Below are 24,608 nucleotides of genomic sequence, written 5' to 3'. Positions count from 1 at the left end.
CTTGTTCTGGAACAATAGGCGCGTGCTTTTCGATATGCAATAGGAAATCGGACCACATAAATGATCGACATCCGGTGCGTCACTGAACTGATCGTGCGCGATAGCGCGGGCCATGAGGCGAGTTTGACCGATATCGCGCCGCTGCTCGCGCTCGTGGACGAGACGGGCAGCATCGCCCAGGCGGCCGAGCAGAGCCGCCTCTCGTACCGCCATGCGTGGGGATTGCTGCGCCTTTTCGAGGCGCGCCTCGGCGGTGACCTGATTTCGAAGGAGCGTGGCAAAGGCTCGGCCCTGTCGGATCTCGGTCACGCCGTCGTCAGGGCGCAGCGCCTCTGCGCGGAGCGGCTTGAAGGACCCATGCAGATGCTCGCGAGCGAAATCGCCGAGGAGCTCAACCGTCAGCTCGGGCGCGGCAGCGCGATCCGCATTCACGCTTCGCACGGCTACGCGGTGGCGGCGCTCGTCGCCGAGCTCGGGAGCCGCGGCGTCGTCGCGGTGGATATCAAGTATCGCGAGAGCGCCGAGGCCGTCGCGTCGCTCGCGCGCGGCGAGTGCGATTTCGCCGGTTTTCACCTGCCGGCCGGCCCGTTCCGCGAGCTCTGCGCCGACATTTACCGGCGCTGGCTCGACCCTCGGCGCCATGTGCTCATTCATCTGACGAAGCGCAAGCAGGGCCTTTTCCTCCAGAAGGGCAACCCGAAGGGCGTGCGGGGGCTCGACGATCTCGCCCGCAACGACGTGCGCTTCGTCAATCGGCAGCCCGGCTCGGGCACGCGGCTTCTGATCGACCTCGAGCTGCGCCGCGTCGGCGTCGACCCGGAGCGCATCAACGGCTATGCGTCGACGGAGCTGACGCATACGGCGATCGCGGCTTTCGTCGCGAGCGGGATGGCCGACGTCGGCTTCGGCGTGGCGCCGGCCGCGCACCATTTCGGGCTCGACTTCATTCCCGTCGTCGACGAGGATTATTACTTTGCCTGCGAGCGTGGGCGGCTCTCGTCGGCGCCGCTCGCGGCCGCGATCGAGGTGCTCAAGAGCGAGGCCTTCCAGGCGAGCGTCTCGCGTCTCGAAGGCTACGACCCGGCCGAGTGCGGCCTGCTCGTGGACGTCGCGAGCGGGTTGCGCGGCGGCGCGCCGGCACGAGTGTCGCGCTAGCGTCGTAGGGGCAGGGGCACCAGGCCTTTCGCCATGTATACGTGCGTAATACGAATCGATGCACAGCCGGCCGGTTCTGCGTTAGGCTTACCAGTCTCTTGGGTCGTCCCCAGCCATGACAGATGCGCCGACGAGGCGCAGCAAGAACGAACATGAAACCGCTCATCAATGCCTGCGCCGCCGCCCTCGCAGCCGGCGCGTTGACAGCCGTCGCAACGCTTGCCTTCGCCCAGAACTCGCCGGGCGTGCCGGGCGGCATCCTGAACGATCAGTTCCGGCTGCAGCAGCATCCTCAGCTGCAATTCGCCGCTTCGGCGCCGACCAAGAAGTATCAGACGCGCCGGTCCGAGCTGCGCAAGAAGGGCGACCTCGGCGATCCGGACGGCTGCAATCTCAAGTGCCCCGAAGATCAATGAGTGGCGCATAACACGGACACGCGCTTCGTCCGGTTGCCGCGGGCGATAAAGCATGCCCTCACGGTTGCTTCGAAGCATTCGCGCATTGAAATCGGCGCGGCTCCGCGCGAAGGGCGAATAGCCTCCCGCGCGGAGAATCGGATCGGCGGCTGCCTTATGAGTTCAGCGCCGTAGCATGCGTTGTGCTTGCAAGTCCCCGCGCCGGGCTTCCTGAGCTGTCTGCACGGACGTCTCCGTCGCCTCGGCGAGTGCGGCGCGCGCCGCGCTGCTGATCGAAACGGAATAGGATGCAGCCGGTTTTGTCGATTGCGCGGACGACGTGCTGTTCGGTTGCGGCGTCGCAGTCGCTTGTGTAGTGCCTTTCGCCAGCTGTGGCGGCGCACGGGAGGCGTCTGCTACGGGGCCGGCTGTTTGGCCGGTTATTGCGTTTATCGCCATGCTTCCCTCCAAAAGGTTGTGCCAGTTTGTGGCATCTAGTTTTATCGGCGCGCAGATGCATGGCTTGAGCAGTATGTTTTTTGTAACAACGCCGATTCTTAAGCTTGCCATAAGCAAGGGATGCTGCCGCGACAACGGATTCGTCGAGCGGGTGTGGCGCATTATGAAGATACTCGCGCTTATCCGGGAGTCAACATCAGCGAGCTACCCCTTGAGATCCCGTGCGGCGAAGGCCTGATCGAACTGCGGGGCGCACTGAACGGACTCCCGACCATATAGCGGAGCTCGAGCCGATTCAGCAGCGCTCACGCCGGGAGTTTGTTGAGAAACTACTATCGCGATAACGGAGCCGGCGTGTCCGCGAGGCGGTACTGCATGACACCGGGCGAGCCTGCGACTGGCACTAGCTTCGGATTGGATTGCGCCTCGGTATTCACGGTGGATGCAACTTTCGGCTTGTCCTCAAGGCAAGGAGAGTTGGTCTGCGCAGCCGCTGCCCGGAACGAATCGTCTTGGCACATGATGTTAAACGCGATGTCCTTGCGGTCCATCCGCCATGCGACCGCTGCATTGAGCCGGCGGTTGCAGTCGGCGTCTTTTATGGTCGCGGCGCCCGTAGCGCCGACGCCTACGACGGAGACCGCCGCCGATACAGAACCCCAACAGGTCTCTGTTACTGACGCCGTTAGCGACGGGGCATATACCGTCGGTGCGCTTCTGACCGTGTACGAACCGCTATATCCCACGGTAGATTCCGCAGGTACGGTCTGCGCATTCGCAACACCGGCCGGTCCGGAGCCTTGGCTGCCGGTACCGACGTTCACATTGACGTTTGTCGCTTGCTGCGCTGTTGACTGCGTACCATTCGTAATCGTTCCGTTTGCCTGTGCCATCGCGATTCCGCTCAGCAGCATCGCAGTGACAGCAAAAATGGCCTTTTGCATTTTTATTCCCCGATTTTTTGCCGGGCCGCGTATGGCCCGACACCGCTCAGATCACGTCTATCTTTGATCGCGGCATTCGCGCTGATTACCAGCGGTTGAAGCCCGTCTTCGACATAGATCCTTCGAATGAGCCAAAGCTGCCAAAGCCTGCACCCGCCACGCCGACAAAGCCATCTGCATTTGCTGTCGAGCTCCCCGTGGCGTCCGCCCATCCGCTCTGATCGGAGTCTCCCGCCCCCTTGGCGCTGAACGTGCTCGTGCCGAAATCTTCTGAACCCGTGTTGCTCGAAATCGAGAAACCGGTATTCGTGAAGTTGTTTTGGCCGTACGTGCTCGTTACCCCATTGTTCCCGTTGCCAGAGTTAGTGTTGGTGATGGAGTGCGTGTTGGTGAAGCCCGCGTTGGTACCGAACGTCACCGCGGTGTTCGCGAAGCTCTGATTGCCGGCTGTGAACGAACCGGCGCTTTGTCCCGGACCGTACATCGAGGCGCTGTAGTTGCCGTTGACGGTGGAGGTTGTATCGTTGCTCACGGCAAAGCCGCCGATACCGAGCGCACCACTTACCCCGCCGTTGGCGTTAGCCGCTATTGAACTATTCATGCCCGGCGCCGGGCCGCCTGCGAACGCAGTCGTTGAAAGGACGAATACCGCAACCGCCAGTACCATTTTCTGTTTCATTTTGGACTCCTAAGTAAAGAGGGGCGATATGGATTTCCGAGGCAGCCCCCCTCTTGCCCCGTAGCGCTTTTTGTCCTTGCGAATCGCAGTCACGGCATATGTTGGTAGCTTTGCAGTCGTCTTTTGCTCAGCCACCAGCAATACGGTATTCGCTACCGATGAGGAGCTTGCAGCCCGTCTTCATCCGCAATGTGATTCGTCTGTCCTCTGAGTGGGCATAATGTACGGTCGGCGCCGACACGGGGTATGTTCGGCTACAAACCAATCATAAGTTCCGTGAAGGTGCGTTCGGCCGATACATCGTGCGGTGGCTCGCTTTCGTCCAGTCCGAACGAGCCATATGCTGGGAATCGCGATGCCTTTTCGCCCACGGGCAATGGCGTACGGAACTTCAGCCCGCTCGTTCCCTTGCGGCGTATTCAGGCGAGCGCTCGTATGAATGGCTTCCCGCCATGGCTGGCAGAGCTCCCTCCGATGTACGCGGCGGCACGCTCGTTTCTGCGCTGTGGGCGGGTTAGTGCTAGCCAGCGTCATGAACGCGATACGCGATACGCGATACGCGGGACGTGACGTCACTGCGGCGATCGTCTTGCGCTGCCCATGCCAAGGCGGAATCAGGAATGAGACGCCGAGCAAAAACTGCGATCGGCTCTCGAAGCCGGGCAATTGGCGGGGTCGGCCTACTTGCCGTGCTCGCTGATGGGTTGCCCTCGATGACGGCGCCTAACGTTATGTGGCGCCACCCACGATCTCGAAAGGGCAAATCCGGATAGGATAGGTTCACTCACCCCCTGTCCTACGTTCAGGGGGCCTCGCCGCTCTTGTCCCCCGGCAAGAGCGGCATTTTTTGTCGATACGGTCAAGCAAAGCGGCCAGCTCAAAGCGATCGGCGCTTTCCAGCGTTGCCTGTCAACCGACACCTGATTGCGTTCCCACGCTGGCGTCGCGACTTCTCGATCGATGGCTACTCGCAAGAACGAACGTCGGCGCCCTCGCCGCACGCCGGTCCCTTAGCGCGCTCGCCGATGACGTTGGCGGGCTGCGCGGATGGTGGCCGAGGGGAGCCTAGCCGCGCAGCCCGATAACCGTGGTCATGATTCCAGCTTCGGCCACGTCAAACGCAGCATGCAGTTTTCCCGCGCGACGCGTTCCTATCTGCTGGAATCTTGTTGCGCTGGGCACGGCCAGTCATTTCACGGGGGTGCTGCCGGCCTAGACGACGTATTCGGACTGCTTGCGCGAGCCGCGCGCAGCGATTGCAATTGCGTCGTCAGCCACGTTGCGCTCGGGAGGGATGGCGCGTCGCCGCACTGGACCAAGTAGGGCTTGCCGCTGATGCTGCTTTTGCTCGCGGCAAGTCCAATGAACTGTTCGGTGCTCGTCAGGGTAGTGCGGTTTTCAAGGTAGTGGAGCTTGGTGAGCAAGTGCGCCTTCGCTTCCTTTCCCGAATACCACGCGCCGTTGCGATTGAACCTGCAGTTCGATGTTTCAACGCGGTTTAGCAAGGACATAATTTCCGCCTGCACAACGGGCTGAGTCTCGCCCGGCTGTGCGGTCATCGTCATGCCGACAGCCAGGACAACCAGCCCCATGCGAATGAGTTGCGACACAGCTGTGCTCCATGCGAATGCGCTCATGAGCGAGAGTCTCTTTCTTTCTGGATCCTAGAAAATGTCGTCCGGTCCCACGACGACAGACAGCACAGCGAAAACCATGCTCGGAAATTTCCCCGCGAGCTGCTGCGCTTAGTTCTCGACGCGACACGGCGATCAAACTCGCGGTTGTCGCTACGCCACCCAACTAGCCACGCGTGAGCGAAAAGAGGCTCTCCCGAAACCCTGCATGATGGAGGACAGGAGAGCCAAGATACCGCGTTCCGGGGAGCGGTGATCGCGGTATCATTGCAATTCTGTTGCATGTCGGGGCATCAACATGGGGCATCCAAGGCATGTTGAGAGGGCTTCACCCCTACGATTCGATGGGGGACTATGCTTTGCTTTGGTGGTTGTCGATGGTTCTGGGAGGCTCCATGGCGAGCTCATTGAAAGACAGGCTTTTCCAGGCCGCATTAGCCCGCATCGTCGCATCGCAAGTTCTTTCCGGCTGCATCGGCACTGGCGCGAAGCACGACCAGATAAAACGAAGTAACGGGTCCGATGCGGAGCCGCTACATGCGGCCCCGCCGGCTTGCTGTGCCGGCGGCGCCGCAATGACCGTTTTCGAGGGCAACACCAAGACAGCGTCCGCCCTTTGGGTGGCAAGGAGCAACGCGTGAGTCTTGGGTTCCTGATTTTCCTGAGCGTGCTGCAAGGGGTCACGGAACTGTTTCCCGTGAGCAGCCTCGGCCATACGCTGCTCGCGCCCGCGCTCGTCGGCATGCACGTCGACCAGCACGCGCCGCAGTTGATTCCGTTTCTTGTCGCGCTGCATCTCGGTACCGCACTCGCGCTGCTCTGGTATTTCAGGCAGCGCTGGATCGAACTCGTGAAGGGGTGGTTCGGCACGCTCTCCGGCCAGCGCAGCGACGACGGCCACATGATGTGGGCGCTCATCATCGGTACGATTCCGGCCGGGCTCGTGGGTCTCTTACTCGAAAAGCGGCTTGAGCAGGTCTTTCACGATTTGCGCATCGTCGCCATGGCGCTGATTCTGAACGGCGTGTTGTTGTGGGTCGGCGATCGCATCCAGCGGGCGCGCGCACACCAGCCGCCGGAAAAACTGAGTTTTCGGCAGGCGTTTCTCGTCGGACTGGCGCAGATCGGCGCGCTCGTGCCCGGATTTTCGCGCAGCGGGCTGACGATGATTGCCGGCAACGCGGCGGGCCTCACGGCTGAACGCGCGGCCGAATTCGCGTTCCTGCTTGGCACCCCGATCATCTTTGCCGCGGGCGTGCTCGAGTTGCCCAAGCTGTTCAGGGCACCGGAGCAACTTGGCGATGCGCTGCTGGGCGGCGTGCTAACGGCGATTGCCGCCTATCTGAGTGTGCGTTTTCTGATGCGGTATTTCGAGGGGCGCGGACGCCTCGCGACGTTCGGCGTCTATTGCATCGTCGCGGGCGCGCTTTGTCTCGCCTGGTTGATGACGCACGGGCAGCCAGCCTGACGGTGCCGGTCTTCGTCATTGCACTTCAGTACGCACGCGACTCTGCATGGACGTATCGCCAGGTTTTGCCCCAAGCTTGGAGCGGCAAGCCGACGATCGCATCTCGAGCGCAATGCGTGACCACGATGATACGTCAGCTGCTGCAGCGGAAGCGATCTCGCACTGGACAGCGCACGAGCAAAACAAGCCAACTAGAAGCGCTTCGAGAAGCCCACGGTAAACCCATGCGGGAGAATCTGTACAAATAAAGGCGTTTTCCACCGCGTGGCCCAGTAGCCCACTGCGGATCCGAGCGCCCAGCCCGCCAGTACATCGGTTTGCCAGTGCGCTTGACTTCTCACGCGGGCAACCGCATCGTAGGCCGGCAACAATTCGAGTGCCCAGACCCATGGATCGCGGCTACCGTAGTTGACGATGACGGGTGTGACGAAGGCTGCCTGCAGGGTGACTTCACCGCTCGGAAAGCTGTGTCCGCCGCTGGTAAACCATTGATTGGGGCCCTTGCCGGCCGTTGGCCGGGCGCGGCCGAACGCGTACTGCAGCCCCACGGCAGCGGCGGACGAAATCACGCCTGCGTCAATCGTCTGCCAGAACGTATGGCCCAGTTCGGTGTCGTTGCCAAGCCAGAGCGCGCCGCCGACCGCCGTCGCAATGACGCCGTACTCGAGGCTGAGTTGGTATCCCCGGCCCCAGATTCCTCCCTGATCGAATGCCAGCTCGTGGTCGATCCCGAGCGGGCCGCCGCCCGCTTGAGTGGTTGAGCACGCGAGTGCCAGTGCGGCCGCAGCACTCCCGCGTTTAAGCACCGGATAATTGCCAAGCGTCTTCCGAACCATGGGGACCTCGCTAAAAGGCGGGACCGGCTTTGGGAACCAAGACGGATCGAAACGGCTCAACTGCGCGACGTAGATTAGAACGCCTTGTTTTCGGTTGCCTTTCGGCATCGTGGTCCAGACCGCGACGGCACCCACCGCAATCGCGCTGGGCGCGCGGCGCTTGTGGAACCCGGCGACGCCGCTTGTCGCAAGCCTCGAAGAGGACAGGCACCCGGCTCTGGCGCGTGCTGAGGCGATTCTTCGTGCTGGTGGCCGACGCGCTCCAGGACGAGCGGCCGGGGACGGCCGAGAAGCTGCGCCGGGCGAGCCCGCATTGGACGCGGCACACGCACGCCTCGCACGCGCTCGCGCTCCCGCGGGGCGCCCAGCTGATCATGGTGCGCGACGATTGGCGCTATTCGTCGACCTCGACGACTATCTGCACCGCGACGAAGTTTAGCGCGCCTGGCAGTTGGGCCAAGCGTTTGCCGCACGGGACTTCAAGCAGTAGGCCGTTTATGCGGACTTCCACGTAAGCCCATCAGTTTTCACAACTTCGTCGCTTATGATAGGAATTTGCTTACCTTGTTCGGCCCCGCAATCTCGATCCAAGTGGGAGTTCGTTATAGCTTCATCTAGCTTACGCAATCGTTCGAGAAGTTGCGACGCCAGCTCAAGAACACGATCGGACGCCCCAAGTGGAGTCGACAAAGCTTCGACACGCGCTCGCCAATAGCGGGGCGTAAATACTGAACCGCGTTGCCCTTTTAGATCGGCTCCTCGCGCTTCCAGATAACTGACCATCCTGTCGATGTGAGCCAATTCGCACTCTTGCTCGTGTATGCTCATTTTGGTCTTCCCCGGCGGCCGGATGACATCGAACAATCCGTGCGTTGGCTCTGCTATCGAAGTGGAAATCGTCTCACGTTGTTGCCTAGACGATTAGCAAACATAATGCCCATTGCGGCGGGCGTCCGCAGGGCAGTTTGGCGAGACGTGAATGTGTCGGTATGTTCGCAGCGGCTTGGGCCGCCTGAAAAATCTGTTGCAACATTGAGATGGCGTGTCAAATCGCTTGTTCATTGGTTGAGGCGCTTCCTCAAAGCTACAGACCACGCTTTCCACGGCGGGCGCGGAATCGCTATCACAATCGAAGGCCAGCGTGCTCGCGTTTGCGATCCGTAACACCTGGGGCCTGCCCAGAATGTCTCCATTTTGAGACGGTTTCCAGCGTAGTTCACGCGATCACCGCATGATTGCCAAGAATCGATGGCGATCATCGAGCGCTCGGTCCGAGCTGCGCAAGAAGGGTGACCTGGGCGACCCGGACGGCTGCAACCTCAAGTGCCCCGAAGATCAATGAGCCACGCATAACACGGATCGGCGTTTCGGAAGCTCGGGGTCCAGCACGCCGCCGCCGCCGCGGCGTTTCCGGTCTTTGCCGACCACGCGTATCGTCTTTCTCACTCTTGAGACGCCGCCACCGCGGTTTGCCCGCGCGGGCGGGCGTACCTTCGCGTTGAACTCGCCTGTCGACCGTCCGGCGTTGCACGCCTGAAACGTTTATCGGCCGAGCGTGGGCTCTCGATATGGCGCTTCTTCGCTGGCGCCGCATCGCTAAGGGCGTGGCGCGATATTTGCGATCACGACGCGCATTGCACGCAGGGGATGAGCCGGCTCGCGAGTGCGGCCCATCGACCGCGGAAAAAATCGAGAAGCGGCCGGATAGCCGGCCGTGGCGCGCAGACGGCGCGCACGCCTCAGAGGCGGCGCGTACGAGCCAGGGATATGGGAAGGGGTGAGCCGTGAGCATAAAGCATCGCTTGTTGATCGCGGAAGATCATCATTTGCTTCGCTGCGGGCTGCGTTCGATGCTCAACGCGCTCGGCGACTATGAGGTGGTCGGCGAGGCCCGGGACGGCAAAGAGGCTTGTCAGCAGGCCATCGCTTTGGCGCCGGACGTGATCCTCACCGATCTCGCGATGCCGGGCATGAATGGCATCGATGCGGTGGCGACGATCAAGCGCCGTTCGCCGCAGATTCGCATCGTGGCGCTCACGGTGCACAAGGCTCAGGAGTACGTTCGCGAAGCATTGCGCGTCGGCGTGGACGGCTACGTGCTCAAGGACGCTTCGTTCGACGAACTCGTGGCGGCGCTGCGCGCCGTGATGCAGGGCAAGCGCCACTTGAGCGCCGACGTCTACGGCAACCTCGTTCAGTCGTTCGTGACCGGCCGCGACGCGTCGGCGCCAAAAAGCGCGTGGGAGCTTCTCACCGCGCGTGAGCGCAGTGTGCTGAAGCTCGTGGCGGAGGGACGCACGAACCGCCAGGTGGGGCAGTATCTCAATCTCAGCCCGAAGACGATCGAGAAATACCGCGCGAATCTCATGCACAAGCTCGACATCTGCAACCTGACCGGGCTCGTGCTTGCCGCCATCGACATGGGCCTGATCGCGCCGATGTCTCATACGCTCCAGATTGCCGAGACGAGTGTGCCGCCCGTTACGCTCGAGTGAACGACGAAGGTGCCGCCGGCCGCCTCGACGCGATGCTTCATGCCGATCAGGCCGAGACCGCCGTCGAGGTCGGGATCGGTGGCCGGGCAGAGCGTGTCGAAGCCGACGCCGTCGTCTTCGATCGTCAGCGACAGGGCATGTTCTGTGCGGTGCAGCTTCACGTCGATCGTCTTCGCCGAGCCGTGTCTCAGCGCGTTGGTGAGCGCCTCCTGGGCGACACGGAAAATGTCCGCCCTAAGGTTGCCGGGAACCTCCGCGTCCTGAGCGCCGCAATCGAAACGGACGCTGAGAGTCTCGACGCGTTCATCGACGCGCGCGCAAAGCGATGCGAGCGAAGCGACGAGCCCGAGGCGCTCGAGCAGCAAGGGATTCAACTCGTTGCATATCTGGCGTACGTCGCCGATCGCTTCGCAGATGCTGATGACGGCGGCGTCGAGCAACTCGCGCGCTTCGAGCGTGCGGCCTCCGCGAAGGCGGATGCGCGCGTCCTCGATCGTCAGCTTGATGAGCGTCAGCGCCTGGCCCAGTCCGTCGTGCAGTTCGGACGTGATTCGTTTTCGCTCGAGCTCCTGGCCGATGACGACGGCGGCGCCGAAATCCTTGCGATTGTGCCGAGCCGCGAACACGCGTCTGCGCACGGCATCCATGACCTCGCGCCACTTCATGTTCCGGAGTCCGCCGGGTGGCAAAGCGATCATGAGGCCTCCGAAAACGGTATGTGCGTGCGAGCAGCCGCGCCAGATCGCGCGCGGCCGGAGCATGCGGGGTAACGCCCGTACGTCGGCCCGCGCGGTCCATCGGATTCGCCGTTATGTACGCGGGCTAACTGAATTCTTGTGTTTCGACGGCTCTCGCGCAACGGGGCGCCGTCAGGCAACCGCGTAGCGGGGAATTACCCATGCGCGCGGGCGGGCGTTCCTCACTTATTGCACCGTGATGGACAGACAAGAATGGGATCAAGCCCAATAGGGCGCGACGCCGGGGCGGCGAAGGAGGGATCGTGAACATCGATAGGCAGATGATGTCGCGGCTCGCACAGTTGCGCGGCGATCGCCGGCACGACGGCCCGCATCGCCGCATACGGCAAGGTGCCGGCTTCACGCTGCTCGAGCTGCTCGTCGTCATGGTCATCATCGGACTTCTGGCGGGGCTCGTCGCGCCGCAATACTTCAATCAGATCGGCAAGTCGAACGTCAAGATCGCGAAGGCGCAGATTGACTCGCTCGGCAAGGCGCTCGATCAGTATCGGCTCGACGTGGGCCAGTATCCGACTACGGAGGAAGGGCTCGATGCGCTCTTCACGAGGCCGCAGAACGAGCCGCGCTGGAGCGGGCCGTACCTGAAGAAGGCGGTGCCGCCCGATCCGTGGAACCGTCCTTACGTTTATCGCTCGCCGGGCGAGCATGGCGAGTACGACCTTTACACGCTCGGACGGACGGGGCAGCCGGGCGGCACGGGCGAGGACGTCGCGATTACGTCGTGGTGAAAACGGGATGGGGCTGCGCGGTCCGCCGCGAGAACGGGCGGGCTGCCGGGGGAGGGGTAAAGTGAAGTACTCGTTGCGCGTCTTCGATGCGGCCGGTCTGGTGCAGACGATCAGCCTCGAAGGGGATACGTCGGATGGCGCCGCCAGCATTGCGCGCTCGCGCGGCCTGCGCGTGATCTCCGTTCGAGCCGATGGCGTCGCCCGCCGTCGGCTCGCGCAACGTACGGCGCTCGGCGGCGCGAGGTTCAATGTCGAGCTCTTCGCGCGCGAGCTCGCCGCGCTCATCGATGCAGGCGTCAGCGTCATCGACGCGTTGCGCACGCTTGGCAGCAACGAGCGCCGCGAAGCGTCGGCGCAGGTCTATCGCGATTTGCTGCGCCGGCTCGAGGAAGGTCATTCGTTATCGGCCGCGCTCAACTTCGCGGACGATGTGTTCCCGCCCGTGCTCGTCGCCTGCGTGAAGGCGAGCGAGCAGACCGGCGGCCTCGCCGAAAGCCTCAAGCGCTATTCGCGCAACAGCGCCACCCTGCAGGCGCTGCGCGCGCGCGTGATTTCGGCGTCGGTCTATCCGGCCGTGCTGCTGGCCGTCGGCTCGGTCGTCGTGCTGTTTCTGCTCGCGTTCGTCGTGCCACGGTTCGCGGGCCTGCTCGAGCACAGTGGACATGAGCTGCCGTTGCTCTCGCAATGGCTTATGGCCTGGGGTTCACTCGTGCACGCGCATGGCGCCGAGCTCGCGACGGCCCTCGCGATCGTCGTGCTGGGCTTGCTCGTTGCGATGCGCCGTGCTTCGGTGCGTAACTGGGCGGCCGACCGGGTGCTTGCCTTGCCGGGCCTCGGCGAGTACTTCCGCATCTATCGGCAGGCGCAGTTCTTTCGCACGGCGGCCATGCTCGTCGATGGCGGCATTCCCGTCGTTCAGGCATTCGATCTCGCGCAGGCACTCGTCTCGCGCGCCGATCGCGCAGCGCTCGTGCTTGCGTTGGAGCGCGTGCGCAACGGCGGCAGGATTTCCCAAGCGTTTCTCGACTGCGGCCTCGCGAGCGCGATCACATTCCGCTTGCTGACCGTCGCCGAAAAGACGGGCGGCCTCGGGCCCGTGCTCGACAAGGTCGCGAGTTTTCAGGAGGCGCACGTCTCACGTGCGATCGATCTGATCTCGCGGCTCATCGAGCCCGCGATGATGATCGTCATCGGTGTCGTGATCGGCGGCATCGTCGTGCTGATGTACATGCCGATCTTCCAGTTGGCATCGAGCATCGAGTAGGGACGACATGGATACCGATACCATCTGCGCGAGTGCCGAGCCCAACCGGACGCCGTATCGCGAGGCGCTCGCGTTGCTCGTCGAGCACCATGGGTCGGCCGCCCGCGCGCTCGAGGCGCTGCCGGCGCATATGGGCGTGGACGGCGAGACGGCACTCGCCGGGCTGGCCGAAGCGTTTCGCATGACGCCGATCGGCATGCGCGAGATGCACCGGCTCGAGCCCGACTTCGAAATCATGCCGTTCATCGAGGCGGCGTCGCGCCTCGCGATCTGTTTCCGAGACGGCGAGGCCAGCAGCGAGCGGCTGCTGTTCGTGATCGCCGATCCGCTCGATGCACGCACGCGCGGCTGCGTGGATCAACGCATGCGCGCGCGGCCGCGCGTGCCGTACCGCTGGGCGCTCGCGAGCGTCGGCGATCTGAATGCCTATCTGGCCGCGCGCGAAAAAGACGTGCGCGCGATGGACACGGTCGCGCTTGGGGAAACGGCGAAGCACGCGAGCGACACGGCCGCGCTCGCGCTGACGCTGCAGGGCATCAGCCATGACGACAGCCCCGTCGTCAGGCTGCTCAACTCGACGATCTACGACGCGCTCAAGATGCAGGCGAGCGACATTCACCTCGAATGCCGCGGCAACGGTCTCGTGATCAAGTACCGCATCGACGGCGTGCTCAGCGTCATTAGCCGGATGGAGGGCCGCGAGCTCGCGGACCAGGTTCTGTCGCGCCTCAAGGTGATTTCCGAGCTCGACATCGCTGAGCGCCGCGTGCCGCAGGACGGGCGCTTCAAGGCGCAGTTCGCCGCCCGCGAGATCGACTTTCGCGTCTCGATCATGCCGAACCTCTTCGGCGAGGATGCGGTCTTGCGCATTCTCGATCGTTATCAGCTTTCGCAGGCCGCGGGCGGCCTCACGCTCGAGGCGCTCGGTTTTCAGGCGGCCGACATGACCTTCATGCGCACGGTCGCCGCGATGCCGTACGGGATGCTGCTCGTCACCGGGCCGACAGGCAGCGGCAAGACGACGACGCTCTACGCGATTCTGACCGAGATCAACGACGGCCTCGAGAAGACCGTGACGATCGAGGATCCCGTCGAGTATCAGCTCGGCGACATCCTGCAGATTCCCGTCAACGAAGCGAAGGGGCTCACGTTCGCGCGCGGGTTGCGCTCGATCCTGCGGCACGATCCGGACCGCATCATGGTCGGCGAGATCCGCGACACGGAAACGGCGCAGATCGCCGTGCAGGCCGCGCTCACGGGCCACCAGGTCTTCACGACGGTGCACGCGAACAACGTTTTCGATGTGATCGGTCGCTTCACGAACATGGGCGTCGACTCGTACAGCTTCGTGTCCGCATTGAACGGCGTGATCGCCCAGCGTTTGTTGCGCCAGTGCTGCGGCGAATGCGCCGTGGAAGAGACGATCGCGCCGGAGCTGCTCGCGCGCTCGGGCATCGATCCCGGCACGGCGCACGAGTACCGGTTTCGTCGCGGGATCGGTTGCGCGGCGTGTCGCGGCACGGGCTATCGAGGGCGCCGTGCGATCGCGGAGGCGCTGCGGATGAACGACGAATTGCGCCAGTTGCTGTCGGAGCGCGCGCCGCTCGGTCAGATCAAAAGCGCGGCCCTGCGCTGCGGAATGACGACGCTGCGGCGGGCCGCAGTGAAGCTGCTCGCGGCCGGCGAAACGACGCTCGAGGAGATCAATCGTGTCACGATCGTCGACTGACACACTCGCCATCGGCCTCGGCACCTGCGACGTCGCGGTTGGCCGGCGGCGCCGGTCATGGCTGCGGCGCGCGGCGCGCGATGCGGCACCGAGCGCGGTGCGGATCGTCGAAATCGAATCGGCGCTGCGCTACACGGACGCGGGTCTCTTCGATGCGTTCGGCCGCGCGCTGGACGATGCGAGCACCGATGCGAGCACCGATGCGAGCGCCGATGCCGAAGACGGATCCCTATCGAGCGTCGATGCGCGCACCGGTCCCCGCCGCGCCGCCATCGTGCTCGACGACTTCTGGGGCCGTCACGCGATCCTGCGCGGCGACTTTCGCAGTCTGCGCGCACGCGATTTGGACGAGGTGGCCGGCGCCTACTTCGCCGATACGTTCGGCGTCGACGGCGAGACGCTGATCGTCCGGTGGCAAGTGCAGCCGGGCGGCCGGACGCTTTTCGCGAGCGCCTTGCCGCGCGCGCTCATCGAGGGAATTCGCGAGAAAAGCGCCGAGGCGCGCGTCGATGTCGCGAGCATCGTGCTTGCGCTGCCGCGAATATTGAACCGCGTCCGGTCCGCAATCGGGGGCGGCGACGGTTGGCTGCTCGTCGCGACGGACACGCTGCTGCACGCCGTGACGGTCGGTAAGGGCGGCTGGTCCGCGTACGACACCGAACGCGTTTTTCGCGACGGCGCAGAGGAAGGCGACGCGGGCGCGCATGCCGTTGCCGATGCCGCGCGGCAAATCTTCGAGCGGTCGGCGGCGGCGCGCGGGGCCGAATGCGGGGTTTATCTCTGCGGCCTTGCGCTCGATCCCGAGCCGTTCGAGCGGAGCTTCGCGCGCTTCACCGCGCTGCACGCCCACATGAGCAGCGCGCCGCCGGCTCTCGGGCTGATGGAGCTCGCAACATGAACGACCCCCGGGAGGCATCATGACGCCGCTTCTCACGCTCGATTTCGCACGACGCGGCGCGCGCAATCCGCGGGCCGGCGTTGCGCTCGCGATCTTCGCCGCGCTTGCGGCGCTCTTTGCGGGCGATGCGCTATGGCATGCGTACCGCGCCAACGAACGCGCACACGACACACTCGCCGCTTTCGTGCATCTTCATGCGCCGGCGCCATCGCGCCACGACAGCGCGGCTTCGACGCCCGCCGCGCGCCAACAGGCGAAGGAGATCAATGCCGTCTTCAGCGAGATCACGGTGCCGTGGCAGGACTTGCTCGCCATCGTGGAAGGGTACCGCGAGCACGATGTCGCGCTGATCGGCATCGATCAGAGCCCGGCGCAAGGGCAAATTCGCATCACGGCCGAAGCGAAGGATTTCGATGCGATGGTCCGGTATCTGAAGTACCTGCAGGGCAGTGCCTTGCTGCGCGAAGCCGTCCTCAACACGCATCTCGTCGAGACCACGACGCCTGGCGTGCCGGTTCGCTTTCAGATCACCGCGATATGGAGAAAGCCATGAAAGCGACTGGGGTCAGCGACCTGGCGCGGACCGCGCGTTTCGAGTTGCGGCGCTCGTTCGGCTGGCCCGGCCTCGCCGGCGCCGCGGTGCTTGCCGTGGCGGCCGCGGCGTCGAGCGCGGTGCCGGCCTTGAACGCCGATACACGAAGTGTTCACGAGCGCATCGTGCTTGCGCATGCCGCAAAGGCCGCCCATCCCGAGCATCGAAGGCATGCCGACGACCCGGCTCTGGTGCTTGCCGCATTGCCCGAGCTTTTTCCTTCGTTCGCTCAAAACGGCGACGACGTCGCGACGATTCTTGCGCAAGCCCATGCCGCGAATCTGACGCTGGGCTCGGCGCAATATCAGGTCGGCGGCGATCGATCCGGGCCGTTCACGACCTACCAGGTGCTCTTGCCCGTCAAGGATCGCTATGTCTCGATCCGGCGTTTCGTCGCGCTCGTGCTCGACAGCGTCCCCAACGCGGCGCTGCAGGAGATTCACGTCGAACGGCCCGCCGTGAGCGGAGACGTGCTCGAAGCGAGGATCCGCTTCAACCTCATTTATCGCGCGAGCCGATCATGAAGCCGCTATCCGCCGCCCTGTTGGCCGCCAGTGCGGCAATGCTCGCCTGGCTCGGCGCGCGCTATCTGAGCGTGACCGATGCATTCGGCGCGCTCGCCTCCCGCGAGAGCGTGCTGAGCGTCGGCGCGGCCCGGCCGCGTGGCGCGGCGGGGCTCGCGCCGCGCGCGGCTGCGCGTCCCCTAACGACTGCGACGGCTTCGAGCGCGCCTGCCAAAGGTGAAGCAATTCGTGGCGCATCGTCACCGCAAGCGCAAGCGCAAGCGCGAGCCTCCGATGACGATGCCCTCGCGGGTACGGCGCGTCAGAAGCTCGCCGCGTTACGGGCGCCGCTCTCCCCGGAAGCGCAAAACGATCCGTTCAACGTGCAGTCCTGGCTGCCGCCGCCGCCGCCGCCGCCCGCGCCGGTGGCCGAAGCGGTGCAGGCGCCGCCGCCCGTGGCGCCTCCGCTGCCGTTCACTTATGTGGGAATGTCAAATGCGAATCAGGCGAAGCCGCAGGTCTTCCTGGCGAATGGCGATCAATTGCTGATCGTCTCGCCGGGCGACGTAGTCGACGGCCGTTACCGGTTCGAATCGATCGCGGCCACGGGGGCCGTGTTTACGTATCTGCCGCTCCAAGAGAAGCAGGTAATGACCATCGAGGGCGAGGGGAACTAAATGAAACCGTCATCGAGACGGGGTGTTGCGCGCGAAGCGGACCGTTGCCACCTGCCCCGGGATTTGAAGTTCGCGCCGCTTGCCTGCGGCGTTGCTTGGGCCGTCGTCTTGTCGCTCGTCGGCGGATGCGCGACCAATATCGACGATTTGCGCACCGCGAGCAAACGCGAGCCGACGAACGCGAAGGCGCAGCTCAAGTATCTCGACGAGCGCGACCATGAGGTCACGGCGCTGCTCGACGATGCCGACCAGCTCCGCGTCCGGCACGACTACGGCGCGGCGATCCAGAAGCTGCAGGAGGCGTGGAAGCTCGATCCGACGAGCGAGCGCGGCAAGCGGATCGGCTCGGCGATCGAGCTGGATCGGCGCGACGACTTCATCTTGAGCGAAGTGGACCGGATGGTGAAGCGCGGCTCGCTCGATAGCGCCGCTCAGCGGCTCGATCAGGTGCTCGCGGAAAACCCGAATAACGTCGCGGCGCTGCGGCTCTATCGCGAGCTCGCCGAGAAGCGCCGCCAGGTTCGACTTGCGGCCGACGAGCAAAACGCATCGTCGTCGATCATGAAAAAGCCCGTATCGCTGCAGTTTCGCGACGCCAATGTGCGGATGGTGTTCGAAGCGCTCTCGCGCACGACGGGCCTCAATGTCATTTTCGACCGCGACGTGCGCGCCGATCTGAAGACGACGATATTCGTTTCGAACGCCTCGCTCGACGATACGGTCGACATGATCCTCATGCAGAACCAGCTCGAAAAGAAGGTGCTCAACGCGAACACCGTGTTCATCTATCCGGCGACGCCGGCGAAAGAGCAGGAGTACGAAGATCTGAAAGTCCGCACGTTCCAGCTCTCGAACACGGATGCGAAACAGATCCAGACGCTCCTGAAGAGCCTTCTGAAAATCAAGGAGGTCGTGGTCGACGAGCGTGCGAACACGGTAACGATTCGTGCGACGCCGGAGACGATCCGCGTGGCCGAGCGGATGATCGCCGCGCAGGATATTCCGGACCCCGAAGTGATGCTCGAGGTGAAGGTGCTCGAAGTGTCGCGAGATCGGCTGACCGATCTCGGCATCGACTGGCCCAACAGTTTCAGCGCGTCGACGCCGAACTCAGTGCAGACATGGGCCGACCTCCATCATTTGCCGGTCAATGCGCTCGCCGTGAGCGGGCTGTCGGCCACCGCCAACTTCAAGCTGACCGACACCGATGCGAACCTGCTGGCGAGCCCGCGCATTCGGACGCGCAACAAGGAGAAGGCGAAAATCCTCATTGGCGACAAGGTGCCGGTGATCTCGAGCTCCAGCGTGCCGAGCACGAGCGGCCCGGCCTATTCGCAATCGATCCAGTACCTCGACGTGGGCATCAAGCTGGAAGTCGAGCCGCAGGTCTACCGCGACAATGACGTCGGCATGAAGCTGAACCTGGAAGTCAGCAACATCACGAACACGATCTCGAGCAGCAACTCGCAAAGCGGACTCAGCTCGCTCGCTTATCAGATCGGCACGCGCAGCGCGTCGACGAGCTTGAGGATGAAGGACGGCGAGACGCAGATCCTCGGCGGCTTGATTCAGGACGAAGACCGCGACGCGGCCGACAAGGTGCCGGGGCTCGGCCAATTGCCGGTGCTCGGCAGGCTCTTCTCGAATCACAACGGCGACCACAAGAAGACCGAGATCGTGCTGATGATCACGCCGCACATCATCCGGCCGCAGCTCGCGGCCGATGCCGATACCCGCGAGATGTGGTCGGGCACCGACGAGAAAGTGCGTACCGAGCAGCTGCGGCTCGATCCGCCGAGCGTGGATACGGCCTCGGCATTGCCCGCGCTTCCCGCTCCTGCTCCCGCGACGGCTTCCGGCGCGGCGTCGGTTACTGCCGTCGCCCCTGACGCGGTCGTTGCCGTGACGCCTGGACATGTCGGCGGCGGCAATGCTGCGCCGGGAGCGGACAAAGCGGGCGCGGCGGCGAGCGGCGCCGCGACGGTTCCCGTAACGGGCGCGCTCGGCGTTCCACCTGCGACGCCGCGTACAACGGCGCCGCCCTCGATGTTCGGCGGCCGGTTCATGACGTCGGTGCCGTTACCGGCAACGGCGGTTGGCGGCGGTGCAGGGAGCGCAGGCGCGGCGGCAGGCGGTGCGGCGGCAAATGGGGCGGCCGCCGATCATGCCCAGGCGGCGGACGCGGGAGGAGCGGGCGGTTCGGCGCCCACGGCCGACAACGCTGCCGCGCACGAGTCGACCGGAGCGGCAACGGCGGGACAGCAGAGCTCAACGGCGCCCGCGCCTCAAGCGGCGGCGTCGACGGCTCCGTCCCCGCCACCGATCATGCCGGCGCAGCCGAGCGACATGGCGAGTGACAACCCGCTGCACGCCATTCCCGTCGACTCGAACTGAGCCATGTTGCGACGCGCTGCGCACCCTTGCCCTCGCGGACCTTGCGCGATCGGACGCGTTCGCGGCTTCACGCTTATCGAGCTCGTCATGACGCTCGCGCTCGTGGCCATCGTCGCGCTCGCGGTCGTCCCCTTCGCGGAGCTGAACGTTCAGCGCGACAAGGAGCAGGAACTGCGTGTGTCCCTCCGAGTGATCCGCACGGCGATCGACGCCTACAAGGACGCGAGCGATTCCGGCGCGATCGAGCACCCGCCCGGTGCGTCAGGCTATCCGCCGTCGCTCACGGTGCTCGTCGATGGCGTGAAGGACGCGAAGGATCCGAACGGAGGGCTGATGACGTTTATGCGCCATGTGCCGCGCGACCCGTTCTTCACGGGCGACCCGACGACGCCCGCCGAGGAAACGTGGAATACGCGCGCCTACGGCGTCCCGCCCGAAGGCGCGCAGGGCGGCGACAGCCCGGGCTCGAGCGTGAGCGACGACGACATCTTCGACGTCAGCTCGAAGTCGGACGGCGTCGGGCTCAACGGCATTCCGTACAAAGAATGGTGAGGCCGCTCATGAAGCGCACAAGCAAACATGTAGTCTGTTTTCGAGGGTTCACGCTGATCGAGCTCGTGGTCGTCATGGCGATCATCGGGCTGCTGCTGACGATCGCATTGCCGCAATACTTCCACAGCATCGAGCGCGGTAAGAGTCAGGTGCAGCAGCAGAACATCTCAGTGATTCGCGATGCCATCGACAAATACTACGGGGACAATGGCCAATACCCCGACACGCTCGAGGATCTCGTCGCGAAGCACTATCTGCGCAGTATTCCCGTGGATCCGGTGAGCGGCGGCACGGCCTGGACCGTCATCGCTTCTCCCGATACGTCGAAAAGCGGTGTCTACGACGTGGGTCCGGCAAGCGAGGTGCGCGCCGCGGCGCCGGCACCTTCATCGGCGGTGGCAGCGACGAAATGAAGTCGTGCTTGGCAATCGGCGCGCACGTACGTGGGAGCGCTTGCGCATCTCGCCGGATCGCTGCTGCGCGCCGAGCCAACGGAACACTCGGCCGGCGCCGTCCTTGCGGGCTGGTGATGCTCGCGCTTCTGATCGCGCTCGCGCTTGCATCGATCGCGCTGCTCGCGGGCCTCGACGTCTGGGCGCTCGAAAAGCAGCGGCGCCAGGAGGAGGAGCTCCTGTTCGTGGGCAACCAATATCGGCTCGCGATCCAGCGCTATTACCTCGCGGGCCGGACCTTGCCAGCGACGATCGACGATCTTCTCGAAGACAAGCGCTTTCCCGTTCCGATTCATCATTTGCGGCGAGCCTACCCCGACCCGATGACGGGCAAGACCGACTGGCAGTTCATGCGCGACGGCAACGGCATCTATGGGGTCTATAGCAGCTCCGATCGCGTACCGATCAAGCACGCGAATTTCCCGCGGCTCTTCGCGTTCTTCGACAAGGCGCAGACCTATTCGGACTGGAAGTTCTTCTATCCGCCGCCCGGATGGCGCGGCAATACCGCGGCCGGCGTGCCTTCGGCGCCGTGGTCGCAGTCTTCGTCGATGCCGTTCATCCGCCCACCCGGTAGTCCCCGCCGCTGACTCTGGCTTGCCCTACCTCCGCTGTAGGAGCTTCACCCATGCCGCGTTCCTCATGCGCTAAGCACAATAAGACATGCCGGGGATGAGCGTGATGACAGCACGGTCGCCGAGCGGGACGGAACGATGATCCCGCAGCGGATCGCGCGGAGATGACCAGATTCCAGGAGGTCATATGTTCGCTATTTGCGTGGCGCGCGGCGGGATCGCGATGCTGATGTTGCTGCTGTTCGCGTTGCCCGTTCGCGCGCAATCGTTTCGCGTGCAATGTCCATTTGCCACGATCACCCATCCCGATCCGACCGACACGTCGCATGGCGGGATCAAGTGCCAGCAGATTTCGGGCGGCGACGGCTACTCAACGATGGGCGACGGCGTGCAGACGTACATGTTTTCGTTCGGCCCGCTTTCGGGGCTGGCGAACATTCGTAACGGATTGCCCGGCACTGAGCCGCCCTCGATCTTCAACATGCCGGGCGATCCATACAACGACGCGACGTTCAACGGCGCGGTCGGCCTGACGGCGGACGGCGCCGCTGTCGATCCAACCTCGCCGCCTAACGAGCAACTGATCTCCGGCCACGTCGATCCGCGGCCGATCATGGACATCGGCGTCATGAACGGCAACATCCCCGCGCCGACGATGGCCATCGACGAGGACGACGAGTTCTTCCTCACGCTCACGAACGTCGGCATGATCATGCGGCCCGACTTGTTCGAGCGGCACACCGTCCACTTCCACGGCTACCCGAATGCCTCTTCGTTCTATGACGGTGTGCCCGATGCGTCGGTTGCGATCAACATCGGTGCGAGCTTCACCTACTACTACCTTGCACCCGATGCCGGTACCTACTTCTGGCACTGCCATATCACGCCTCCCGAGCACTTGCAAATGGGCATGGTCGGCCAGATCTTCGTGCGGCCGAGGCAGAATCGCGTGCCGGCAGGGGCTTCGCTTTACCAGGGGCTGCTCGCTCAGCAGCTCGATCCGCGTACCGCCTGCGGCGCGGACATCCACAATCCGCAGCGCGGCGCCGGCACGGACATTCTGTGCTCGACGCCATTGCCGGCGGCGAACAGCGTGCTGCATGCGCTCAACAAGAGCGGCGCGCCGACCCTTTACGCCTACAACGACGGTGATGGCTCGACGGCCTATGACGTCGAGTACCCGATCCAGATTCACGGCTTCGACCCAAACTTCCACTTCATCGGGATGACGTTCAATCCTGAGCCGTTCACCGACATGAAGGATAAGTACTTCCTTTTGAACGGGCGCGGCTATCCGGACACCGTCAATCCGAACCCGCTGACGACGCAAGTCGCCGACGGCACATCGCATTACTCGCAGCCGCTGCCGACGCTCATCAACATCCCGGCTGGCGGCAGGGCGCTGCTGCGGATTTCGGATCTCGACGTCACCGAGTACCAGACACTCGCGTCGCTGGGCATCCCGATGCACGTGATCGGGATCAACGCGAGGCTGTTGCGCGACATGGCCGGCAACGACATGACGTACTTCACGAACTCGATCACGTTGGGGGGCGGAGAGTCGCTCGATCTCATTCTCGACGCGAGCGACACGACGATGTATCCGGTGGGATCGACGTTCTACCTCTACACGCCGAATCTCGATCACCTCGCGAACGACGCCGAGAACTTCGGCGGCCTAATGACCGAGGTCCATATTTGCAACGCCGTCGACCCCACGACGAAGAAGTGCTCTTAGGAGGACTGCCGTGAGCCACATTACATGGAAGACATGGAACGCGAGGCTCGCGCGATTCGTCGCGATCTTCGTCGGCATGCTGTTTTCGATGGCCGTGCGCGCCGCCGTTCCCGGCGTCGCGGGCCCGACGTTCGATCTGACAGCGGAACAGAACCGCGTGAATCAGCCCGACGGGCAAAGCATCTACTCGTGGGGCTACGGCTGCAATCCGCGCACGACGGTGAACTTCTTGCCGAGCGCGAATCAGCTCGACGGCGCCAACTGCCAGAGCATGCAGGTTCCGGGGCCGACGTTGATCGTGAAACAGGGCGACGTCGTGACGATCACGCTGACGAACAATCTGCCCGCAGCCGCCGGGAATACGTCGATGCTGTTTCCGGGCTTTCAGGTGTGCGCCGCCAAGCTGAATACGGACGGTACGTGTCCGGCTGCGCTGACCGGAGTGCCAGGGCTGCTCACGCGCGAGGCAGTGCATGGCGGAACCGTCACGTACAGCTTCGTCGCCACGACGGCGGGCACGCACGCATATTACAGCGGCACGCAGGGCGATCTGCAAGTCGAGATGGGATTGTACGGTGCGCTCGTCGTACTGCCGGCAAGCGGTGGAACGGCTGTCGTGCCCGCCGGATGCCGGGCCGTGAGCGCCACGCTGCCTGACGGGCAGCCTGACTACCGTGACGCGGCGGCGGCGTACAACCATAGCGAAACTTGTTACGACCGTGAGTATCTCTTCCAGTTCTCGGAGATCGACCCGCGTATTCATCTGCAGGCCGAACAGCAAGCGAACGTCGCCTGCACGCAGCCGACAGGTTGCATGAACATCCAGACCGAGCCCTATCACCCTGCGTACTTCATGATCAACGGCCGCTCCATGCCGGACGACATGGATGCTAACTATGCGCCGGCGTATCCGCACCAGCCCTATAACGGAAACCCGCACATGCATCCCGGCGAACTCGTCTTGTTGCGGATCATCGGCACCGGGCGATGGCAGCACCCGTTCCACGAGCATGGCAATCACGTACGCATCCTCGCGCGCGACGGCAATCTGCTGCTCGCCGCGACCGATCCGACGAAGCTTGCAGGGCCACTGCTCTTCACGACGACGACGACGCCGGGCATCGCGATGGACGGCATCTTCTACTGGACCGGCAAGGGCCTGAACTGGGACGTCTACGGCAATACGACGTCGGGCCCCGGCAGCGTCTACAACGTCCGTCCCACGGACACACTGCATACGAGCTACAACGGCAAGAGCGTCGTCTGTACTCCCGATGCGAACGGCTATTACACAGCCGATCCTCTCGCGCCGAATTACTTCGAGTGGTGCGCCGATCACGACAAGCCGCTGGAAGCGCATCCGTTCGGCACCGTCGCGAGCGGAGGTCCCGTGACGTTGCCCGATCCGAACATCTTCGCTAACGGCGCCTGGTATTCCGGCAGCGCCTACCTCGGGCCCGACGCGCTGATTCGCGCGGTGGGTGCGACGGGCACGACGCCGCCGAGCGGGCTGATCGTGAATCCGCCGACGACGGAAGCGGGCTTCGCCTACATGTGGCATTCGCACAATGAGCGCGAGATCACGACCAACAACATCTTCCCAGGCGGAATGATGATGATGATGCTCGTCGATCCGCAAGCTTTCACGATCAACGAGTCGAACTAGAGAGAGACAAGGGGAAC

At 63.9% G+C, this 24,608-nt stretch carries 23 protein-coding genes and 1 pseudogene; 19 read left to right on the top strand and 5 right to left on the bottom strand.

Annotation, left to right across the window (positions count from 1 at the left end; translation table 11 throughout):
* The first annotated feature begins 60 nt into the window (after positions 1-60).
* Both AB4Y31_RS18915 and AB4Y31_RS18910 read left to right on the top strand, forming a co-directional pair.
* Entirely contained in the window at positions 61-1,155 is a 1,095-nt protein-coding gene (locus AB4Y31_RS18915; protein WP_018441606.1) for a substrate-binding domain-containing protein, read from the top strand.
* Between the two features lie 152 nt (positions 1,156-1,307).
* The gene (locus AB4Y31_RS18910; RefSeq protein WP_018441607.1) at positions 1,308-1,571 is read left to right on the top strand and encodes a hypothetical protein; all 264 of its coding nucleotides are present in this window, start codon (positions 1,308-1,310) and stop codon (positions 1,569-1,571) included.
* Positions 1,572-2,341: 770 nt separating this feature from the next.
* On the opposite strand, the gene AB4Y31_RS18905 is transcribed toward AB4Y31_RS18910, so the two are convergent.
* The 3 genes from AB4Y31_RS18905 to AB4Y31_RS18895 all read right to left on the bottom strand — a co-directional run bounded on the left by AB4Y31_RS18905 (position 2,342) and on the right by AB4Y31_RS18895 (position 5,242).
* On the bottom strand, positions 2,342-2,953 hold the full coding sequence (locus AB4Y31_RS18905) for a hypothetical protein (protein ID WP_018443293.1): 612 nt from the start codon (positions 2,951-2,953) through the stop codon (positions 2,342-2,344).
* An 85-nt stretch (positions 2,954-3,038) separates the two neighbouring features.
* Positions 3,039-3,632 carry a hypothetical protein gene (locus tag AB4Y31_RS18900; RefSeq protein WP_018443292.1) on the bottom strand — a complete coding sequence of 198 codons (594 nt, stop codon included), beginning with the start codon at positions 3,630-3,632 and terminating at the stop codon, positions 3,039-3,041.
* Between the two features lie 1,193 nt (positions 3,633-4,825).
* Complete coding sequence (locus AB4Y31_RS18895) at positions 4,826-5,242, bottom strand: DUF5329 domain-containing protein (protein WP_368675218.1); 417 nt, start codon at positions 5,240-5,242, stop codon at positions 4,826-4,828.
* A gap of 419 nt (positions 5,243-5,661) precedes the next feature.
* Between AB4Y31_RS18895 and AB4Y31_RS18890 the strand changes: the two genes are divergently transcribed.
* Complete coding sequence (locus AB4Y31_RS18890; protein ID WP_368675217.1) at positions 5,662-5,907, top strand: hypothetical protein; 246 nt, start codon at positions 5,662-5,664, stop codon at positions 5,905-5,907.
* Positions 5,904-6,734, top strand: a complete 831-nt coding sequence (locus AB4Y31_RS18885; protein ID WP_368675216.1) for an undecaprenyl-diphosphate phosphatase — start codon at positions 5,904-5,906, stop codon at positions 6,732-6,734. Before AB4Y31_RS18890 ends, AB4Y31_RS18885 begins: the two co-directional genes overlap by 4 nt.
* 191 nt (positions 6,735-6,925) lie before the next feature.
* On the opposite strand, the gene AB4Y31_RS18880 is transcribed toward AB4Y31_RS18885, so the two are convergent.
* Positions 6,926-7,678 carry a phosphatase PAP2 family protein gene (locus AB4Y31_RS18880; protein ID WP_368675215.1) on the bottom strand — a complete coding sequence of 251 codons (753 nt, stop codon included), beginning with the start codon at positions 7,676-7,678 and terminating at the stop codon, positions 6,926-6,928.
* Between the two features lie 55 nt (positions 7,679-7,733).
* Between AB4Y31_RS18880 and AB4Y31_RS18875 the strand changes: the two are divergent.
* Together AB4Y31_RS18875 and AB4Y31_RS18870 are read left to right on the top strand one after the other, a co-directional pair.
* A pseudogene (locus AB4Y31_RS18875) lies at positions 7,734-8,009 on the top strand (integrase); the annotation flags it as partial.
* 1,345 nt (positions 8,010-9,354) lie between these two features.
* Positions 9,355-10,065 carry a response regulator gene (locus tag AB4Y31_RS18870; protein ID WP_368675214.1) on the top strand — a complete coding sequence of 237 codons (711 nt, stop codon included), beginning with the start codon at positions 9,355-9,357 and terminating at the stop codon, positions 10,063-10,065.
* Here the strand turns inward: AB4Y31_RS18870 and AB4Y31_RS18865 are convergent.
* Complete coding sequence (locus tag AB4Y31_RS18865) at positions 10,014-10,763, bottom strand: sensor histidine kinase (RefSeq protein ID WP_368675213.1); 750 nt, start codon at positions 10,761-10,763, stop codon at positions 10,014-10,016. The two genes, AB4Y31_RS18870 and AB4Y31_RS18865, sit on opposite strands and share 52 nt — an antisense overlap.
* 320 nt (positions 10,764-11,083) lie before the next feature.
* Here AB4Y31_RS18865 and gspG point away from each other — a divergent pair, with 320 nt between their 5' ends.
* The 13 genes from gspG to AB4Y31_RS18800 all read left to right on the top strand — a co-directional run bounded on the left by gspG (position 11,084) and on the right by AB4Y31_RS18800 (position 24,591).
* Positions 11,084-11,551, top strand: a complete 468-nt coding sequence (gene gspG, locus AB4Y31_RS18860) for a type II secretion system major pseudopilin GspG (protein ID WP_368675341.1) — start codon at positions 11,084-11,086, stop codon at positions 11,549-11,551.
* Positions 11,552-11,612: 61 nt separating this feature from the next.
* On the top strand, positions 11,613-12,815 hold the full coding sequence (locus AB4Y31_RS18855; RefSeq protein WP_368675212.1) for a type II secretion system F family protein: 1,203 nt from the start codon (positions 11,613-11,615) through the stop codon (positions 12,813-12,815).
* Between the two features lie 7 nt (positions 12,816-12,822).
* Complete coding sequence (locus AB4Y31_RS18850; RefSeq protein WP_368675211.1) at positions 12,823-14,544, top strand: GspE/PulE family protein; 1,722 nt, start codon at positions 12,823-12,825, stop codon at positions 14,542-14,544.
* Positions 14,525-15,442 (top strand): hypothetical protein, encoded by a 918-nt coding sequence (locus AB4Y31_RS18845; protein WP_368675210.1) that lies wholly within the window; start codon positions 14,525-14,527, stop codon positions 15,440-15,442. The genes AB4Y31_RS18850 and AB4Y31_RS18845 overlap by 20 nt, the downstream gene beginning before the upstream one ends.
* A gap of 19 nt (positions 15,443-15,461) precedes the next feature.
* On the top strand, positions 15,462-15,995 hold the full coding sequence (locus AB4Y31_RS18840) for a PilN domain-containing protein (RefSeq protein WP_368675209.1): 534 nt from the start codon (positions 15,462-15,464) through the stop codon (positions 15,993-15,995).
* Positions 15,992-16,558 carry a hypothetical protein gene (locus tag AB4Y31_RS18835; RefSeq protein WP_368675208.1) on the top strand — a complete coding sequence of 189 codons (567 nt, stop codon included), beginning with the start codon at positions 15,992-15,994 and terminating at the stop codon, positions 16,556-16,558. Before AB4Y31_RS18840 ends, AB4Y31_RS18835 begins: the two co-directional genes overlap by 4 nt.
* A complete protein-coding gene (locus tag AB4Y31_RS18830; protein WP_368675207.1) occupies positions 16,555-17,214 on the top strand; it encodes a secretion system X translation initiation factor in 660 nt (219 codons plus the stop codon). The genes AB4Y31_RS18835 and AB4Y31_RS18830 overlap by 4 nt, the downstream gene beginning before the upstream one ends.
* Positions 17,215-19,608 (top strand): secretin N-terminal domain-containing protein, encoded by a 2,394-nt coding sequence (locus tag AB4Y31_RS18825; protein ID WP_368675206.1) that lies wholly within the window; start codon positions 17,215-17,217, stop codon positions 19,606-19,608.
* A gap of 3 nt (positions 19,609-19,611) precedes the next feature.
* Entirely contained in the window at positions 19,612-20,160 is a 549-nt protein-coding gene (locus AB4Y31_RS18820) for a type II secretion system protein (protein WP_368675205.1), read from the top strand.
* Positions 20,161-20,168: 8 nt separating this feature from the next.
* Entirely contained in the window at positions 20,169-20,573 is a 405-nt protein-coding gene (locus AB4Y31_RS18815) for a type IV pilin protein (protein ID WP_368675204.1), read from the top strand.
* Positions 20,574-20,689: 116 nt separating this feature from the next.
* A complete protein-coding gene (locus AB4Y31_RS18810; protein ID WP_368675203.1) occupies positions 20,690-21,202 on the top strand; it encodes a type II secretion system protein in 513 nt (170 codons plus the stop codon).
* 172 nt (positions 21,203-21,374) lie between these two features.
* A complete protein-coding gene (locus AB4Y31_RS18805; protein ID WP_368675202.1) occupies positions 21,375-22,925 on the top strand; it encodes a multicopper oxidase domain-containing protein in 1,551 nt (516 codons plus the stop codon).
* A 10-nt stretch (positions 22,926-22,935) separates the two neighbouring features.
* Entirely contained in the window at positions 22,936-24,591 is a 1,656-nt protein-coding gene (locus tag AB4Y31_RS18800; RefSeq protein ID WP_368675201.1) for a multicopper oxidase domain-containing protein, read from the top strand.
* The last annotated feature ends 17 nt before the right edge of the window (positions 24,592-24,608 follow it).

The organism is Trinickia sp. EG282A (genome assembly GCF_040965455.1).
GTDB classification, from domain to species: Bacteria; Pseudomonadota; Gammaproteobacteria; order Burkholderiales; family Burkholderiaceae; genus Trinickia; species Trinickia symbiotica.
This window is presented reverse-complemented; position numbering and strand designations above follow the sequence as displayed.